This window comes from Fodinicola feengrottensis (assembly GCF_010993775.1).
Classification (GTDB): Bacteria; Actinomycetota; Actinomycetes; order Mycobacteriales; family HKI-0501; genus Fodinicola; species Fodinicola feengrottensis.
On the sequence record NZ_WOTO01000023.1, the window covers coordinates 38285 to 54187 of the forward strand.

Here is a 15903-nt window from a genome sequence, read left to right on the forward strand (position 1 = left end):
TACTCGTTCTCTCCGGAAGAAAAAGGGCGTGACATCTATTGCCGGTTTATTGCCGCCTCGTCCGGCGGTCATAGACGCCGCGAAATGAATATTCTTTCGGCAAGGCTGACGGAAAGGCAACGCGATGATGAGCGACCCGCTGTATGCCCGACTGTGGCAGCAACGCCGGCTGCTGTGCTGGGTCCTGCTCGCACAGATCGGGTCCACCGCGGCCGCGCTCGCGCTGCCCAGGCTCAATGCCGATCTGATCGACCGCGGCATCCTGGCCGGCGATTTCGGGTTCATTGTCACAGTCGGAATGCGATTGCTGGCGGTGACCGCGGCGCAGGTGATGGTGGCGGTCATAGCGATGTTGTGTGGCCGCCGCGCTGCCTTGCGGTTCGCCCGGGACATACGCCGAGCGGTCTACCAGAAAGTCGTGCGAATGTCCGGGACGGATCGGCTTGTCTTTGGTACCGCCTCGCTTGTTACTCGGATGACGGCTGACGCGTACAGCAGGTGTTCCTGCTGGTGCAGATCCTCAGCGCGACGGTCGTAGCTGTCCCGATTACTGCCGTCGGTGCCGTCATCCTCGCCATTGAGGCCGATCCCGTGTTGGCTCTGGTCCTACTGACAGCGGTTGCTGGACCTGGTCTCGTCGTCCTTGTCGCGCTTCGCAAAATGGCCGTCCCCGCCGGAGACATGCAATACCACCTCGACCACATGAACGGCGTATTCCGCGAGCAGGCCGCCGGACAACAGGTGATCAGAGCCTTCGGCCAGGAAGCCGCCGAGCACCGACGCCTGTCGCTGGTGACCGAGAACCTCGCCAGATCAGCGCTGCGGATGGGCCGCATATACGCACTCACGCCGAGTGCAATCGCACTGGCGCTTGCGGTTGGCAGTTGCGCCATGATCTGGGTAGGCGCCATACGGGTCGACCAAGGGCGCCTCCAGGTCGGTGAGGTGTCAGCGTGCCTGGGCTATCTAACCCAGGTGGTAAGCGCGATAGCGGTCGCCTCGTACGCCGCTGTCGCCATTCCACGCGCCCGAGCATGCGCCCCCACCGGCTGCGAGCGGTCCTGCTGGCCCCCACTTCGGTGAGGCGACCTCACAGTCCCGCGCCGATGCCGAAAGGTCCGCTGTCTATTACTCTTCGACACGCGAATTATCAGCATCCAGGCGCCGATCAGCCAGTTTTGCAAGACCTCGATTTCACCGTGGCGGCCGGTACCACCACGGCAGTGGTGGGCAGCACCGGATCCGGGAAATCAACGCTGCTTCTCCTCCTGATGCGAATCCTGGAATGCGAGCCTGGCCAGATTTTCGTCGGTGATACGGACAACCGCACCGTGGATCCGGAAGTTCTGCGTGCGCGGATCGGATACGTCGCCCAGCACTCGTCTGTGCTGGGCGGCACCATCGCAGACTGCCTGCGATACGGCGCGCCGTCGGCGACGGACGAGCAAATATGGAGCGCGTTGAAAGTCGCCCAACTGGCGGACTTCGTCGTCGCTACCTGACGGTCTCCGGGCACGAGTCGACGCGAAGGGCGGAAACCTTTCCGGCGGCCAACGACAGCGGTTGGCCATCGCCCGAGCGGTCCTCCGGCGGCCCGACATCTATCTTTTCGATGACGCCTTTTCCGCGCTGGACAGCCTGACCGAGACCAACGTACGTTCGGCTCTGCGGCCCATTCTGCGTCACGCGACCGCGGTCGTGGTCACCCAACGATTGGCAACGGCGATCGAGGCGGACGAGATCGTCGTACTCGACCAGGGGCGGGTGGTGGGCCGCGGTAGGCACCCCACGCTCATTCGCGATTGCGTTGCCTACCAACGGATCGCGCGAAGCCAGGCCGACCTGACGGCGGCACGATGAAGGCACCGGGCCGTACCGACCGCTCGCTGCTCCCGACCTTGTGGCGGTTGATCCGCTTTCTGGGCGCAGAACGGTGGCAGGTCGCGACTGTGGTGCTGTGTGTCGTCGGGTCGACCTGCGCCGCAGCGGTCGGTCCACGCATTCTCGGCGCTGCCACCGATGTGGTGTTCGCTGGTGCCCTGGGGGGCGCACACTCCCGCTCGGCCAGACCCTCGCACAGGCAGCGGACGCGGCGCGCTCACGCGGCGATACCCGGCTCGCCGACATCCTGGTACGAGCACACGTCGTGCCTGGCGTCGGGATGGACATCCCGACGCTCGACCGGCTCCTTGCCCTCGCACTCGCGATCTACCTCATGAGCGCGGCGCTCGGCTGGCTGCGACAGCAGGCAGTGAACCATCTGGTCCAGCGGTCGATCATGCGGCTGCGGCTCAAAATCGGCGCCAAACTACACAGCCTGCCGCTGTCCCAGGGCCGCCGAGTCGGCGACCTCCTGAGCATCGCCACCAACGACACCGACAGCGTCGCCACCTGGATTGGTCAAGCGGCCGGCGTCCTTTTCACAGCGTTGACCACCATCTGCACGGTAGAGGCGATGCTGTTCTCGGTGTCGCCATCCTTGGCGCTGATCGGATCGGTCAGCGTGCCAGCATCGGCACTGTTGGTATCGATCATCGCCAAACGATCACGCCGGCATTTTCGCGGCCAGTGGTCGGCCCTGAGCGAGGTCAGCGCACACGTCGAAGAGACGGTGTCGGCGATGGACCTGGTGACCGCGCGTTCGGTCGCGCCGACGCCGCCCTCGCCGATTTTGACCGGCACAACAACACCTGGTACCGGGCGGCCGCTCGCGCGCAAGGGGTCTCCGGGATGGTCGTGCCAGGCACGACACTCGTCGTCAACCTGAATTTCGTGCTGATCGCCACCCTCGGTGGCTTGGGGGTCGCGACCGGTACGCTCAGTCTCGGAGACGTACAGGCCTGCGCTCAGTACGCCCGGCAGCTTCTGCAGCCAATGCTGCAGGCATCATCAACAACCAACTTACTGCAGTCCGGGTTGGTGTCGGCAGAACGAATCTTCGATCTCCTGGATAAGTCGGATGAGCCACCGGATCCAGCCGAGCCGACTCCGCTCCCACCGCGCAACACCCGCGAGCTGCGGATCGAGCGAGCCACTTTCTCCTATCCAAAGAACAGTCCGGTTGTCGTGGACGCGACGCTGTACGCACCACCCGGATCGATGGTCGCCATTGTCGGTGCCACCGGTTCCGGCAAGACCACGCTCGCCTCGCTCGCCGCCCGATTCCACTTTCCCTGCACTGGGCGTGTTCTGCTCGACGGAGTCGACATTCGCACGGCGAGACGTGTGGATGTACGCCGCGGGTTGGCGATCGTACCGCAGGAATCGTGGCTCCTTTCCGCCACCATTCGCGAGAACATCGTCTTCGCCGCCGTCCGCACGCCAACCCCCGCGAGTTTCGCGCCGCTGTCGAGGCGGCCCAGGTCGACACATTCGTCCATGGCCTGCCGGACGGCTACGACACGGTCGTCGGTGAGGCAGCGGGCCGACTGTCCGCGGGACAGCGGCAACTCATCGCCATCGCCCGGGCCTTCATCACCGAGCCGGCGCTGCTAATCCTCGACGAAGCCACCAATGCGCTGGACAGCGGCACCGAACTCGCCGTGGTACGGGCGATGGCCGTGCTGCGATGGCGTTGCACAAGTCTCGTCATCGCGCATCGCCTCTCCACCGCGCGCATAGCCGACATTGTCGTCGTGATGTCCCAAGGCCGAATCGTCGAGCAAGGCACCCACGACGACCTGCTTGCGCGCGGCGGGCTCTACACCAAACTCTACGACGCGCATAAAGCGGTTCGAGCATAGGAACCTGTACCCAAGGAGGTGTCTTTTCTTGCCCGCATTGAAGACAGTCGCCGATGCCGAGGCGTTGGCAGTCGAGCAAGAACAGTCTGCGGAGAGCTTGGTCGGCCGGTATGGGATCGTGGACAATATCGTCCGCATCGACACCCGCGGATGGTTGCCGCCAGGAACTGCGGTGTGCGCCTCGTCCTGCGGTTATCCGGCCCGATTGCCGCCGTTCAACGGGCGCGGTGCGAAATCCGTTCTCGGCGCTGGTCGAGCGGTCGACGACGCGCAAAAGGCCCGTACGATCGCGATCTGGGAAGCGATTGAACGCTACAGCGCGATCCGTTACAGCGGTAATTCCATCACCGCCACCGGGCAGGAACTGGGCGACAGTGCATTGTCTTTGGCTGACCTGCCGAGGATATCCGCCGCCGAGGCCCGGCGACCAGGATGTCCTATCCACCTGCCGGACCCGGGCGCCCCTATCCGGTGGGCACCGGCGTACGAGACGACCTCGGGTACCGTCCGTCTCGTGCCAACCGTTGTGGTGGAGCATCTTCCTGTCAAGAACCCGGCTGAGAAGTTCTGGCTGCCAATCTCGACTGGGTGCGCGATCCACCAAACCACTTCAAAAGCCATTCTTGGTGGGCTTATGGAAGTCGTCGAGCGGGATGCGCTGGCGACCGCGTGGCTCCGCAAACTGCCTTTACCCCTTCTTGATCCCGAGATCCTCGACGAGCCTGCCCGACGCTTTCGCGAATGGTATCGCCGTCGCGGCGCGACACTGCATCTCTTCGACGCCACGACAGACCTGGGCATTCCGGTGGTGCTCTGTGTTCTGGACATCCCGCATCATCCGCGGATTTCCCAGCTGGTCGCCTCGGCCTGCGGCTTTGACGTCGCGGAAACGGCCACGAAGGCAATGCTGGAAGCCGGCGGGATCTACCGGCTGTTGTTGGACCGACCCAGACAACGCCGTTATGCCGATCACCACGCCGTGAGTGACAACGCCGTGGTGATGGGAGCGCCGTCGCGCCGACGGGCGTTCCGTTTCCTGCTCGACGGCCTCGATCGCCGCCCTACTAGCAAAATCCACTCCCGAGCCTTCGCGGACGACGCATCGGCTCTTGACGACGTCACGGCCACCTTGGCCGCGCATGCCATGCAAATCTATATGGTTGACCTCACGCCACCTGAGCTCGCTCCACTGGGATGTGCGGCGGTACGTGTCTTTATTCCTGCGCTGCAACCAATGTCCCTCAATCCCTTCGTCCAGTATCGGGGGCACAGCCGGCTGCGCGATCCGCATCCGGCGGCGTCGAGCCGCACCCGTATGCGTGACCTCAATCGGTGGCCTCAGCCAATGGCGTAGCACGTTTCTTTGTTCGAAGAAGAGGAAATTGCAGGATACTTGCCTGGTCTAGCCAGGCCGCGGGATTGACACTGACATCGGCAATACACCCAACGAAAGGGGAAACCCATGACCATGGCGCTAACGCGGCCGTCAACGCTCATCGACGAGATCGAGATCGTCACTGCGAAACCGGACTTCACCGAGGAGTTCACCCACGGAACCGGCGTCTCCTCGGAGAGCCTCGGTGGCTGCGGTGGCTGCGGCGAGGCATGCTGCGAGGTCTCCGGCACCTGCGACGACTGATTGGTTCACTACGCGACCGCTCCGGCGCCATGCCGGAGCGGTGGGGGGGTGGCGGCGGACACAGACCGGAGAAACGGACGACACATGAATCTCGACACGGCGATCGAGACGTACGCACGAGAACGCGGTGATGATCCCGCGCTGGTCCTTTACGCCCAGCGCGGTACGCAGACCGTACGGGACACCGTGACATGGGCCGAGCTCCAGCGCGAAACATCCCTGCTGGCAGGAAAGTTCTCCGAAGGCAAGCATTGTGTCGTGGTGGTCATGACTCGGCACGACCGGACCGACCTCGCGAATCTGCTGGCCGCGCTCAGAACCGAGCAGTCGGTGCTGGTGGTGAGTGGCGGATCGGCCACTGCGGCGCATCAGGCGCTCGTCGACGAACTCCGCTCTACGGTCGGCTCTGTTGTGGTCGCACAGGGAAAAGTGGTTGAGACCGACCCGACCGTGCCGTTGGGGCCGCCACTGTGGGGTCCATCGGTGACCATGCTTGCCTCCGGCGGTACGACTAGCCGGCCGAAAATCGTCCTGGATCACTCGATCCGGCTAGCCGGCACTCGACCGCGAGAGGTGCGTCTTTATCCGCGTACTGGCTGGCGTGAGGGCCAACGCCAGGTCATTTGCAGCCCGCTTTATCACGCGGCGGGACTGACACCATTCATCGAAGGCATCGTCGACGGCAACGTCAACTATGTCCTGGAGCAGTTCGATCCCGCGCTGCTCATCGACATGCTGGCCACCGGCGAGATCGAATGGATACAGGCGACTCCGTTTCACCTGGGCGCGTTGTTGGCGCGGCCGAATGGGCTCGACTCGGTCCGGCCCGGCCCGGTTGTCGTCCATGGCGCGGAACATTGCCCGAGTCGCGTCAAGGCCGCTGTTCATGCGCATTTCGGTGCCTCCCGAGTCTACGAGATTTACGCGGCCAGCGAGGGAATCGGTGTCACCATCGCCCGCGGCGATGAATGGGAGATGCGTCCTGGCACGGTGGGGCGAGGTTTCTTCACCAGCGTAAGAATCGCCGACGAGAACGGGTTTCCGATGCCGGCCGGCATCGTCGGGACGGTCTACCTGCGGACCGGCGGGCGTCGCGCCGCGACCTATCTGCAGACGACCGGTCGGCTGCGGGCGACCCCGGACGGGTACGTCACCCTCGGCGATATCGGCCACGTCGACGAGGACGGGTATCTGTATCTGGCGCCCCGGCAGATCGGCACCATGACCGTGGGGGGCGTCACCGTCGTCGCGACCGAGGTGGAGTCCGCGCTGCTGGAGCACCCGGACGTGATCGACGTGGGAGTCTTCGGGCAGTACAGCGCGGTGTTTGGCGAGCGCGTGGTGGCAGCCGTTGTCGCACGGACCGAACACCTGTCGGACCGCGCTCTTCGTCAGTGGGCCCGGCCGCGACTGTCCGCCGCGCAGCTCCCAGTCGGGTGTTTCTTCGTCCCCTCACTGCCCCGACAACCCGGCGGCGGGATTGACCGGATTGCCCTGGCCGCGCTGGGAGACAGCTCGTGAAGTCGACCACTCGCGGCCAGGAACTACACCACGAACTGCTGTCCCGCGGCCGGCCCGCCGCGGACGCGATAGTTGTCGACGGAGTTCGGGTCACTTACCGCGAACTGCGTTCGCTGGTTACTCGAGCTGCCAGCGACCTTTCCAGACCTTTCCATCTTCTCCCCAAAACCAACGGAATTCCCGGCATCGCGCAGTATCTCGCCTGCCAGCGGGACGGAGTCACGGCGGTGGCCTATCCGACCGGAGTCGACGACGCGACGCTGCGGCGCACGGTCGTACGGCTGGCGCAGTCCGCCGCCGACGAACCGTTACCCGACGGCACCGCGTTGCTCATGCCAACGTCCGGCTCGACCGGCGCCCCTGGTTGGGTCGCGACGACGTACGACAACCTGCTCGCCAACTGCCGGGCCGTCGTCTCCCGGCTCAAGTTGCACTCAGGCCTACGCGTCTACAGTCACTTGCCGTTGAGCTACTGCTTCGCATTGTCGGTGCTCAACACACATTTGCAGGCCGGAGCCACCTTCGTCACCTCGTCGGCGCCTTTCGGCGCACCCGCTGCCTACGATGCAGTGGTGAATCTCGGCTGCAACGGGTTCGCCGGTGTGCCCTCAATGTACGAAGCGTTACAAGTGCAGGGATTTTTCACCGCGTACGGAAAGAAATTGGTGCATTTACAGCACACCGGTGGTGCCCTGCGGAACCGGACCGTACGGCAGCTCGCGGACGCGGTCCCGGCCGGCGCCAAGTTCTACGCGATGTACGGCCAAACTGAGGCCACCGCGCGCATCGCCGCTTTCGACGTGCTGACCGACCTGTCCCGCGCCGGGTCTGTCGGTCCCGTACTGGACGGATTCGAAGCGACCCTACGCCCGGCGCAACCGGGAGAGGACCACGGCGAACTTGTTCTCACCGGACCGTCCGTGACACCGTTGACGATCGACCCGACCGGCGACCGGCTGGTGCGGTCGTCACTGGCCACCGGTGACATAGTCCGGATGGATGCCGACCGCCACCTGTCCATCGTCGGCAGGACCAGCACTGTCATCAAGGTTGCCGGGATGCGCGTACACGCCGAAACCATCGAGCAGGCGCTGGCCGACCGCGGTGTCAGCGGTTACCTCGTGGCATTCGCCGTTCCCGACCCGGCGTATGGAGAACGGGTCGGTGTGGCGGTCTGTGGCTCGGCGGCGGACCGCGATAAGGTCGCTCGCGCCGCCGCGCTGGCGCTTCCGCCGGCGCTCAACCCGGCACACGTCTGGACCCTACCCACCATCCCGATGACGGACTCGGGAAAGGTGCGACGCGCAGAGGTCCGCGCCCAGTGCCTGAGAGGCGCCGCCGCTGGTCTTTGAGAGACTTCGCTGCGGTCAGCCGCCGAGACGGGGCATGGCCCGGGCAGGATCGACGCCCTTGAAGGCCAGCCCGATGACGAAACCGGCGACCTCCTCCAGCTGACGGGACCGGGACAGCGGGCCGAGTACGGCCGGCTCGCCGCCCACGTCCCGGATCAGCTGGCTCGTACGCTCCAACGCCGTCTCGTCGTCACCGCAGATCGCGACGACCGGTGACTCACCTTCGCGCGGCGCGGTCCACTGAGTGGAGGCGAACAGGTGGAACGCCTTCACCACACGAGATCCCTTGGCGATGTCGGTGACCTGTTCCGCGACCGATGTTCCCGGCTCGGTCAGCAGTACGCCAACGCCGTGCCCGATCGCGTTCGTGGCGTCGATCACCGGCGTACCGGCGAGGCTGCCCTCTTCGGCACCTGCACTACGCAACATTTCCCCGACGCCTTCGTAGCTGACGGCGAGCAGCACCACGTCCTGATCGGCCACCGCCTCCTTGGGACTGGTCGCGCGTACGCCGCCGCCCAACCGCTCCGCCAGTGCGTTCGCCTTTCCCTGCGACCGGGCGCCGATGGTCACCTCGTGGCCCGCCTTCAGCCAGACGGTGGCCAGTCCTGCGGCCAGTACGCCCGCGCCCAGAATGCCGATTCTCATGGTTCTTGCCCTGTTCTTCGAGTGATTTTCGGATAGCGGTCACGATAGTTTTCCCGATACGCACCAATCGGTAGGTGACAGCGCGCGATAATCGGGGTGATGACGACGCACTGCAACCCGTACGACCAGCTGGTCGCCGACTGCCAGCTGCGCGCGGCCACCGATCTGTTCAGCCACCGCTGGGATCCGGTCGTCCTGGTGGCGCTGCAACTCGGGCCGCTCCGGCGCGGTGATGTATTGACCACCATCGGCGGGATCAGCGACAAAATGCTCACCGAAACGCTCCGGCGGCTGACCGGCAACGGGCTGGTCGAACGTCAGACGTACGCGCAGGCGCGCGCCCGGGCGGAGTATTCGCTCACTCCGCTGGGCCGCAGCCTGGTCGAGGGCCCCATGCGGGCGCTCGGCAAGTGGATCCTCGAACACGGCGAGGAAATGTTGGACGCCCAGGAACGCGTCCTATAACCCGCTGGGCCAATTTCTCAGGAACGCATCCAGAGCAAGATCAATCCTGCCTCAGTTGATCTTGACACAGAGGGATCACCCGATTCGGAGCTCCTTGTTCCGCTTCTTTACAGCCCCCCAGCACCAAATGTGCGATCGCCTGCAATGGCGGCAGTTGCTTGTACTGGTTGTCGATCGGCTCTCGGATCAACTGCTCGTATGAAGCTGTGGTGACCGGAGAGAAACCCTCTCACGGACGACCGCACGAAGCAGCGGACCCGTCCGGGAAAAGGTCTCAGCGAGCGCGCCGGCGCCCGAACCGCCGGACCAGTAAGACGCACCCGCAGGCGAGCAGGACGAGGACCACCGACATCGTCAGTGCCCAACCGGGCCACGGCCCACGGTCCGGATCACCGGCGGGGACGATGGTCATCTTGGGCACCAGGTTGCTGGCGAGCTGGAGAGCTCCGACGCCGTGTGCGCCACCGTCCAGAATGGACAGTGTTCGATATTTTCCGGTACGCAGCGAGACTTCGGCCAGCGCATCGTCCGGATAGCGGGTGTCACGCCCGGACGGACCGCGTACCAGGAAAACTGTCGGCCGAGCGCCAGCCCAGGATCGGCGAATACGGATTGCTTGCCTGGGAGACTGCCTTGGGAACCGTTCGCCCGAGTCCACTCGGGTCCACCACGAGAAACGTCTGCGTCGGGTTCAGGCCCGTCGGCGGCTCGCTCAGCGGGCCGGTGACCAGCATCGACCCGTCCGGCGACCAGGCGTTCGCGTCGCTCAGTTCATGGTCGCGCGCGATCGGCAGGGTCCGCAGCTGGGACCCGTCCGCTGCCAGGATCCGAAGCGTCGCGCCGTCCTGCACGGCGATCTCCCGACCGTCCGGCCGAAACGCCACGGCACGTACCTGGGTGTACGCGGGAAACTGCCGGGTAGATCCGGTGGTGACGTCGAGCAGGCCCAGAATTCCCTTACCGGTCTGGACGATGTTCGGATAGGTGCCGGTGAGGGGTTCGTGCTCGTTCGGGGTGATGAGGTACGCGAGATAGCGTCCACTCGCCGACCACGCCATCGCCCGTACGGCGCGGCCCTTCAGAAGCGGGAAACTCCGCGACTGGCCAGTGGACAAGTCGACCATCTCGATGTCGCCGTGCGCCGCACAGCTGTCGCCGATTGCCACCCGCCTACCGTCAGGAGACAGCAGCGCCTTCGCGGGGCCGGCCAGGAGGGGCAGCCCATCGTCCACCCCGCGGCAGCCACGGTCGTCGGCCTGGGTGAGACGGCGATATCTGTCGCCGTACGCCGACAGGATCATCGGCTGTTCGTAACCGAGGTCAGCCTCTGGCACGGCCGTGTAGTAGGCGATGGCCGCTCCGGGCGGACTGGCCGCAACAGATCCGGCGAGCAAGGACAGCCCGGCGATCGGGTTGGGTAGCGCCGGCGTTCCGGCCGGCGCGACCGCGGGCCGGGGCGGGCTAGGCAGCAGCCGCGGCATGATCACCGCGCCGAGCACCAGTACGACCACCGCGGCGGCGACCAGGTACGGAAGGAGGCGACCGGCGCGGCGGTCCGGCCGCCCGGAGTTTGCCCGCCGGAGAACATCCGCGATGTCGGCATCGGAAATCCTGGCTCCGCGCAGTGGTGGTCCAACGCGGTCCGGATTCGGTCGTTCAAATCAGTGCTCATCGAAGTACTCCCGGAGAGTGCGCAGGCTTCGGTGCAGGAGCGATTTGACGGTGCCGGGCCGACAGCCCAGGCAGTCCGCGATCGCGCTCTCGGACAGATCCAGGTAATAGCGCAGAAAGATTGCCGCCCGATGCCGTGGTGAGAGCCGCGCCAACGCCGCTCGTACGGCCACCGCGTCCGGTCCGACCACGTCTGGTCGGCTAGCTGCCGTGGCCGGCCCGGGTTCGGCCGTGGCATGCCGGCGTTCGACGATCCGACGGCGCACCCACCCGGTGGCTCGGCTCGCCACGATCCTGCGCAGGTACGCCACTGGATCGACTAGCTGGTCGAAGCGCCGGTAGAGCTCAGCGAAGGAGTCCTGAGCAAGGTCCTCAGCCGCCGCGACATTACCGGTGGTGACGTAGGCCAGCCGCACCATCGGCGAATATTCGCGCAGGTAGAGCGCATGGAAGCTGCATTCCCGCGCTTCGGCGTGGACGTCGCCACCAGCGTTCGCCCTTGCCATCCAGTCCACTTTCATACCCTGTCAGGTGCGCGAGCGCAGGATTTGGTTGCACCTGGACGTCAGGCCGGAAACCCACTGAGCCCTCGATCGGCACGTCGGCGGCCTGCTGGGCGAAGCCCCACTGCTGGTCCTCCAGGTCCTCGACCAGGTAGTTGCGGTCCGCATACGGCTTGGTTTACGGCTCGGCGATGGCGGTCGCGCCAGCAGCCTTGGCCCCGGCGAAATGCCCGCCCACATCGTCGACGTACAGATGCGCGAGGTGGTGTACGTGCCCGGTGTCCTCACCGTCCAGCTCCGGCAGGTCAATCCGACGAATTGACACGGAGCTGCGACCGCCAGGGCTCCAGCGTGACGCCCGGCGCCGTTGCGTCCCAATAATAGCGCCCCGAAGTCGAGCCGGCCAGCGGTCGACAGCCGGACAATCTCACCCTCCATCACGGTCCGCGCCGGCACGTGCTCGGCAATCACGGCCGCAACCTCCGGAAATGACCAGGTCAGCGAATTTTTGTCGGCGAGAGACCGGCTCGACGACGCCACGGCCGGTTTTCCGTGCCAGTACGCGGAATCCGTCCCACTCGAGGTCGAATCGCAGTGCCGAGGCCGAGGCAATAAAGGCCGCCGGAATGCTACCAGCGTTCACCGGACTGGCCTGCCACGACGCCTGGGTGCCGTACGACACCCCACACCAGCGCTTCGCATTCATTGTGTAACGCCCACGCGCTTGCGTGAATTGCAAGCTGTTATCGAAACAAACCGACTCTGCTCAATGGTGTTGGGCCAGCCAGGTCGCGCAGGCATTGCGAGACATGAAAACCCTTGTTGACGATCAACTACTAAGCCGGCAGTTATCTAAGAGACTTTTGTGATGTATCGAAGGCGCGGGTCGCCGAAGAATGCCTGACCAGGCGTGGCAGTTTCTGGAGGCGGGCCAGGGCGTTGGTGGGGAGTTGACGTATTCGGTAGTCACACCGGCGGTATGAGCTTTGTGTCGGTCCAGGATCAGAAATACCGGTCGACGGGAATCGCGGACGAGCTTCTTGAGGAAGTCGATAAACACCCCGGAATTGACGTTCCCGGTGAACGTACCGAACTTCAACGACCCGCCGGCGGTAATCGCCGAGATCATGCCGATCGACTTGCGGTTCCCGGTCTTCTCCAGCACCGGGGTCTGGCCGATCGGCGCCCAGGTGGTGCCGCTGTGAAAGTCCGACCGAAGACGCCTCGTCGCCGAAGTACACCACAGCATCCGCCTTCTTCGCGGCCTTGACGATCGCCGGATACTCCACCTCCTTCCCCTGCTCGCTGGCGGTGGTGAGCCCGGGATCGCAGGGCGCCTTTCCGCCGCTAGAACGGTGGTGGTGGGTATTCGTCGTTGGGGGTGACGTCGTACGTGCGTCCGGTGGGGCTGGTCCACAGGAAACGTCCGGGTGTGGGTTGGGTGACGGTCCAGCCGTGTTCTTTGATGTCGTTATGGAACTTGCAGGCCGGTCCGGCACTGTCGTACGCGGTCTTCCCTTGCGGGTCACGGAAGGGGGTGGTGTGGTCGAACTCGCAGGTCGCCGCGGGCCTGTTGCAGGCGGGTCCGCAGCATCGCTGGTCTCGGGCGTTGACCAAGTCGCGTAGCGCTTTGGTGGGGCGGTAGCGTGTACGGCCGTGGTCGATCACCACTCCGCTGACGGGGTCGGTGAGGATTCGGTACCATTCGCTGTTTTCGTCGCCGGCGAGTTCGCGGGCGCGTTGCGCGGTCATCGGCCCGTATCCACTCAGGATCGCGGGGTTGTTGTCCAGGCCCATCAACGTGGTGGCGTCGACGCGGAGTTCGATTTTGGTGCGTACGTTGCTGGGCACGCCCAGGCACAGATCGGTCAACGCATCCGCTCGCAAAGCGTCCATCGTCCGAGTCTCGTCTTTGGTTTTGAGGCTGCGAGCGATGGTGTCGTCGATGATGCGGTAGATCGCTTCCGCTGATTCGGCGGGCAGGAACGCGCCCAGCAGCGCCATCCCGTCTTCGCAGGGCTGCTTTTCCACCCGTCGTTCGGAGACCAGTTTCTTGCGGCGGGCTTCGGCAGCGGCTGGGTCGATCTTGATGACCTCCCGGCGAGCCCTGTCCCGGATCGATCGAGGCGTTTTCGAGTCGGCACCGGGCAGCACCTTCTCCTCGACTTTCCGAGCGTCTTCAGGTGAGAGGTGGCCGACCTGGTCCGCGAACGTGAACGCCTTACGCAAGTCAAGGTGACCGTGAGACATCCCGGCCATGGTGCCCGGCAGTTCGTGGACGAGTTGGTACGCCAAGTTCAGTCGTTTCTGGGCCGCTGACAGGCTCCAGGTCAGCATTGCGGCGATTTCGCCGGCCGCGTATTTGGAGAATGGTGCACCTACGGCGGGTCGGGCGTTGGTGAAGCGGTCCATGAACCGCATCTGCATCGCCTGCGTATATGAAATCACCTTGTCCAGCGCCTCGACCGCGGCCAGCGCGGTGTCAGCGTCCGCTCGGCCGTACCGGTCGAGTTCCTCCAGCATCTGCAGGGGAACCCCGCTGGGTGGCATGGTCCGCCATGGTTGCTTGTTGGGGTCCGTGAATTCCGGTCGCCTCGTTTTTTCTGCTCATGACCCGATTTTACTGGCTGCCACCGACAGTCGGGCTGCCAGTTTTCGTTTCTGTGGATAAGAAACGGACCACCTAATGCCCCTGTGGAGAACTTCTATTTCAGAGCGCGCGCTCTGGACCGATACTCAACTGCTTGTTTTCTACGAAGCGGTAATGAGGCCCATTCGTCTCCACGTGGTGCCCACTGTGAAAATCGGACCTGATCCAATGCCTCGTCGGGGCGAAGTACACCACCGGACCGGTCTTCTTCGCGGCCGCGACAAAGGCGGAACATTCGTCGCTCTTCCAGCTCTGCCCGCCACAGACGGTCGCCGCGGCGATAGGCCCATCCTTGCCCAGCAACCGTCCGACTACCACTGACCAGCCCCACCACAAGCCCATCAGCCAAGCCCGAGAAAGTCCACTACAACACACCCGCCTTAGGGGCTGGAATCATATAAGATTTCAAACAGTTGATTTGATTGTGTAGTTCCACTCGCCGTGGAATTCGTGCCTGGCTAGCGGGATTGATTCCTTTTGTTGTGTGGTGAGTTTGATTTTGGTGGGATAGAGGTTGGTGTCGATTTCGCAGCGGACGGTGAGTCCGGTGGTGGTTGTGGTGTTGGCGATGAGGTTGACGACGGTTTGGAAGGTTTCCAGGGGGCGGCCTCGCCAGTTGAGGCTGATGCGGGAGAAGAGACGGTGTTCGATCTTGTTCCATTTGCTGGTGCCGGGTGGATAATGGCAGACCTTGATCTCAAGGCCGGTTGCTTTGGCGAGTCGAGCTAGTTCGTACTTCCACAACCAGGGACGGGAACCGTTGGATCCGCCTCCGTCAGCGGTGACGAGAAGGCGTGTGGCGTTCGGATACTTCTTGTGTCCCATTTCTCGCCACCAGGCTTCGATGGTAGCGACCGCGAACACGGACGTGTCGTGGTTGACTCCGACCGATACCCATGCACTGTCGTCCGCGATGTCGTACACGCCATACGGGATGTCTTTGCCGTTCGCGTTGGGAAAGTCATAGGTCGAGACCTTGACCGGATTGCCACTTTCCCGCCATTCCCGCCCGGCCTGCGTGAACCTCCCGACCAGCTCCTTCTTCTTCGTGTCCACGCTGATCACTGGATCGCCAGTGGTCAGGAAATCTTCGGCGAGTCCGTTGATGTAACGGAACTGGGCGTCACGGTCAGGATGCTGTTCACCCTCCAGGGTTTTCCGGGTTCCTTGCAGGCTGTAGCCCATCCCGCGGAGAATATTCCGCACGAGCGTATGACTAGCCGCATAGCCTTGCTCGGTTGCCTCCTTGGCGAGATTGCGAGTTGACTTCGTAGTCCACCGCAACGGGGACTCCGGATCATCACCTCGCGTTCCAGGCTCAATCAAGGAATCCAAGCAATCCATCAAATCCGGGTCGGCGTCCTCGGCCTTCTTGCGACCCCCGCCAGGAATCCGCACACGACCCCGCGGGACACCATCACCCGCAGCATCCAACTCCCGCACACCCCGACGAATCGTCGGCATGGACACACCGGTCGCGCGAAACACAGCGGAAATCCCACCATACCCCCCACGAACAAGCCTCCGTCGCCAACGCCAACCGCCGCTGACGTTCATCCAAAGCCGGCAGCAAACCGGCCAGACGCTCCGCCATCGCAGCAAATTCAACAGATCGATCCTTGGGCACCCCGACATAATACCAAATAATCAGCCAACTTAAAATGTTATTTCATTCCAATTCCTTAGTATGCGCAACACTCGGTTCGCTCGA

Annotated in this window: 19 protein-coding genes and 2 pseudogenes; 11 read left to right on the top strand and 10 right to left on the bottom strand. The window is 64.2% G+C overall.

Annotation, left to right across the window (positions count from 1 at the left end; all coding sequences use genetic code 11):
- Positions 1-127 precede the first annotated feature (127 nt).
- The 10 genes and pseudogenes from GNX96_RS21485 to GNX96_RS21535 all read left to right on the top strand — a co-directional run bounded on the left by GNX96_RS21485 (position 128) and on the right by GNX96_RS21535 (position 8255).
- Entirely contained in the window at positions 128-538 is a 411-nt protein-coding gene (locus GNX96_RS21485) for an ABC transporter transmembrane domain-containing protein (protein WP_279581065.1), read from the top strand.
- On the top strand, positions 511-1083 hold the full coding sequence (locus GNX96_RS21490) for an ABC transporter transmembrane domain-containing protein (protein WP_279581066.1): 573 nt from the start codon (positions 511-513) through the stop codon (positions 1081-1083). The genes GNX96_RS21485 and GNX96_RS21490 overlap by 28 nt, the downstream gene beginning before the upstream one ends.
- Positions 1084-1106: 23 nt before the next feature.
- A complete protein-coding gene (locus GNX96_RS21495) occupies positions 1107-1502 on the top strand; it encodes an ABC transporter ATP-binding protein (RefSeq protein WP_279581067.1) in 396 nt (131 codons plus the stop codon).
- Positions 1503-1563: 61 nt separating this feature from the next.
- Positions 1564-1860, top strand: a complete 297-nt coding sequence (locus tag GNX96_RS21500) for an ABC transporter ATP-binding protein (protein ID WP_279581068.1) — start codon at positions 1564-1566, stop codon at positions 1858-1860.
- A gap of 301 nt (positions 1861-2161) precedes the next feature.
- Entirely contained in the window at positions 2162-2767 is a 606-nt protein-coding gene (locus GNX96_RS21505) for an ABC transporter transmembrane domain-containing protein (protein ID WP_390624107.1), read from the top strand.
- Positions 2695-3743: pseudogene (locus GNX96_RS64385) on the top strand (ABC transporter ATP-binding protein); the annotation flags it as partial. The gene GNX96_RS21505 and the pseudogene GNX96_RS64385, both read left to right, overlap by 73 nt.
- Positions 3744-3780: 37 nt before the next feature.
- The gene (locus tag GNX96_RS21520; RefSeq protein WP_279581071.1) at positions 3781-5097 is read left to right on the top strand and encodes a YcaO-like family protein; all 1317 of its coding nucleotides are present in this window, start codon (positions 3781-3783) and stop codon (positions 5095-5097) included.
- A 108-nt stretch (positions 5098-5205) separates the two neighbouring features.
- Positions 5206-5382: a hypothetical protein gene (locus GNX96_RS21525; protein ID WP_163569451.1), complete on the top strand. Its 177-nt coding sequence runs from the start codon at positions 5206-5208 to the stop codon at positions 5380-5382.
- 84 nt (positions 5383-5466) lie between these two features.
- Complete coding sequence (locus GNX96_RS21530; RefSeq protein ID WP_163569452.1) at positions 5467-6903, top strand: AMP-binding protein; 1437 nt, start codon at positions 5467-5469, stop codon at positions 6901-6903.
- Complete coding sequence (locus tag GNX96_RS21535) at positions 6900-8255, top strand: AMP-binding protein (RefSeq protein WP_163569453.1); 1356 nt, start codon at positions 6900-6902, stop codon at positions 8253-8255. The genes GNX96_RS21530 and GNX96_RS21535 overlap by 4 nt, the downstream gene beginning before the upstream one ends.
- Before the next feature lie 15 nt (positions 8256-8270).
- On the opposite strand, the pseudogene GNX96_RS21540 reads toward GNX96_RS21535, so the two are convergent.
- Positions 8271-8912, bottom strand: a pseudogene (locus GNX96_RS21540) (NADPH-dependent F420 reductase); the annotation flags it as partial.
- Between the two features lie 90 nt (positions 8913-9002).
- Between GNX96_RS21540 and GNX96_RS21545 the strand changes: the two are divergent.
- Positions 9003-9368: a winged helix-turn-helix transcriptional regulator gene (locus tag GNX96_RS21545; protein ID WP_163569455.1), complete on the top strand. Its 366-nt coding sequence runs from the start codon at positions 9003-9005 to the stop codon at positions 9366-9368.
- A gap of 274 nt (positions 9369-9642) precedes the next feature.
- Here the strand turns inward: GNX96_RS21545 and GNX96_RS53945 are convergent, their stop codons facing one another.
- The 9 genes from GNX96_RS53945 to GNX96_RS21580 all read right to left on the bottom strand — a co-directional run bounded on the left by GNX96_RS53945 (position 9643) and on the right by GNX96_RS21580 (position 15786).
- Entirely contained in the window at positions 9643-9780 is a 138-nt protein-coding gene (locus tag GNX96_RS53945) for a hypothetical protein (RefSeq protein WP_279581072.1), read from the bottom strand.
- 130 nt (positions 9781-9910) lie between these two features.
- On the bottom strand, positions 9911-10879 hold the full coding sequence (locus GNX96_RS21550) for a WD40 repeat domain-containing protein (RefSeq protein ID WP_163569456.1): 969 nt from the start codon (positions 10877-10879) through the stop codon (positions 9911-9913).
- Positions 10852-11040, bottom strand: coding sequence for a hypothetical protein (locus GNX96_RS21555; protein ID WP_163569457.1), 189 nt, complete (start codon positions 11038-11040; stop codon positions 10852-10854). The genes GNX96_RS21550 and GNX96_RS21555 overlap by 28 nt, the downstream gene beginning before the upstream one ends.
- On the bottom strand, positions 11030-11545 hold the full coding sequence (locus GNX96_RS21560) for a sigma-70 family RNA polymerase sigma factor (protein WP_163569458.1): 516 nt from the start codon (positions 11543-11545) through the stop codon (positions 11030-11032). Before GNX96_RS21560 ends, GNX96_RS21555 begins: the two co-directional genes overlap by 11 nt.
- Before the next feature lie 175 nt (positions 11546-11720).
- Positions 11721-11867: a hypothetical protein gene (locus GNX96_RS21565; RefSeq protein ID WP_163569459.1), complete on the bottom strand. Its 147-nt coding sequence runs from the start codon at positions 11865-11867 to the stop codon at positions 11721-11723.
- Positions 11868-11969: 102 nt separating this feature from the next.
- Positions 11970-12248, bottom strand: a complete 279-nt coding sequence (locus tag GNX96_RS53950) for a hypothetical protein (RefSeq protein WP_279581073.1) — start codon at positions 12246-12248, stop codon at positions 11970-11972.
- A 123-nt stretch (positions 12249-12371) separates the two neighbouring features.
- Positions 12372-12791 (bottom strand): transposase, encoded by a 420-nt coding sequence (locus GNX96_RS64390; protein ID WP_390624101.1) that lies wholly within the window; start codon positions 12789-12791, stop codon positions 12372-12374.
- Between the two features lie 98 nt (positions 12792-12889).
- Complete coding sequence (locus GNX96_RS21575) at positions 12890-14065, bottom strand: DUF222 domain-containing protein (RefSeq protein ID WP_279581075.1); 1176 nt, start codon at positions 14063-14065, stop codon at positions 12890-12892.
- Between the two features lie 532 nt (positions 14066-14597).
- Positions 14598-15786 (bottom strand): ISAzo13 family transposase gene (locus GNX96_RS21580; protein WP_163569462.1). Its coding sequence is split into 2 segments (ribosomal slippage): positions 14598-15701 and positions 15703-15786, totalling 1188 coding nucleotides; the frame shifts between segments, so codons are not numbered across the junction.
- Positions 15787-15903 lie beyond the last annotated feature (117 nt).

Bases quoted from the DNA above. Each gene is read 5' to 3' on its own strand.
- GNX96_RS21525 (WP_163569451.1), top strand. From the start codon at position 5,206: ATGACCATGGCGCTAACGCGGCCGTCAACGCTCATCGACGAGATCGAG.
- GNX96_RS21545 (WP_163569455.1), top strand. From the start codon at position 9,003: ATGACGACGCACTGCAACCCGTACGACCAGCTGGTCGCCGACTGCCAG.
- GNX96_RS21495 (WP_279581067.1), top strand. From the start codon at position 1,107: ATGCCGAAAGGTCCGCTGTCTATTACTCTTCGACACGCGAATTATCAG.
- GNX96_RS21530 (WP_163569452.1), top strand. From the start codon at position 5,467: ATGAATCTCGACACGGCGATCGAGACGTACGCACGAGAACGCGGTGAT.
- GNX96_RS21485 (WP_279581065.1), top strand. From the start codon at position 128: ATGAGCGACCCGCTGTATGCCCGACTGTGGCAGCAACGCCGGCTGCTG.
- GNX96_RS21505 (WP_390624107.1), top strand. From the start codon at position 2,162: ATGGACATCCCGACGCTCGACCGGCTCCTTGCCCTCGCACTCGCGATC.
- GNX96_RS21555 (WP_163569457.1), bottom strand. From the start codon at position 11,040: ATGAGCACTGATTTGAACGACCGAATCCGGACCGCGTTGGACCACCAC.
- GNX96_RS21575 (WP_279581075.1), bottom strand. From the start codon at position 14,065: ATGCTGGAGGAACTCGACCGGTACGGCCGAGCGGACGCTGACACCGCG.
- GNX96_RS64390 (WP_390624101.1), bottom strand. From the start codon at position 12,791: ATGCTGTGGTGTACTTCGGCGACGAGGCGTCTTCGGTCGGACTTTCAC.
- GNX96_RS53945 (WP_279581072.1), bottom strand. From the start codon at position 9,780: ATGACCATCGTCCCCGCCGGTGATCCGGACCGTGGGCCGTGGCCCGGT.
- GNX96_RS53950 (WP_279581073.1), bottom strand. From the start codon at position 12,248: ATGAATGCGAAGCGCTGGTGTGGGGTGTCGTACGGCACCCAGGCGTCG.
- GNX96_RS21560 (WP_163569458.1), bottom strand. From the start codon at position 11,545: ATGGCAAGGGCGAACGCTGGTGGCGACGTCCACGCCGAAGCGCGGGAA.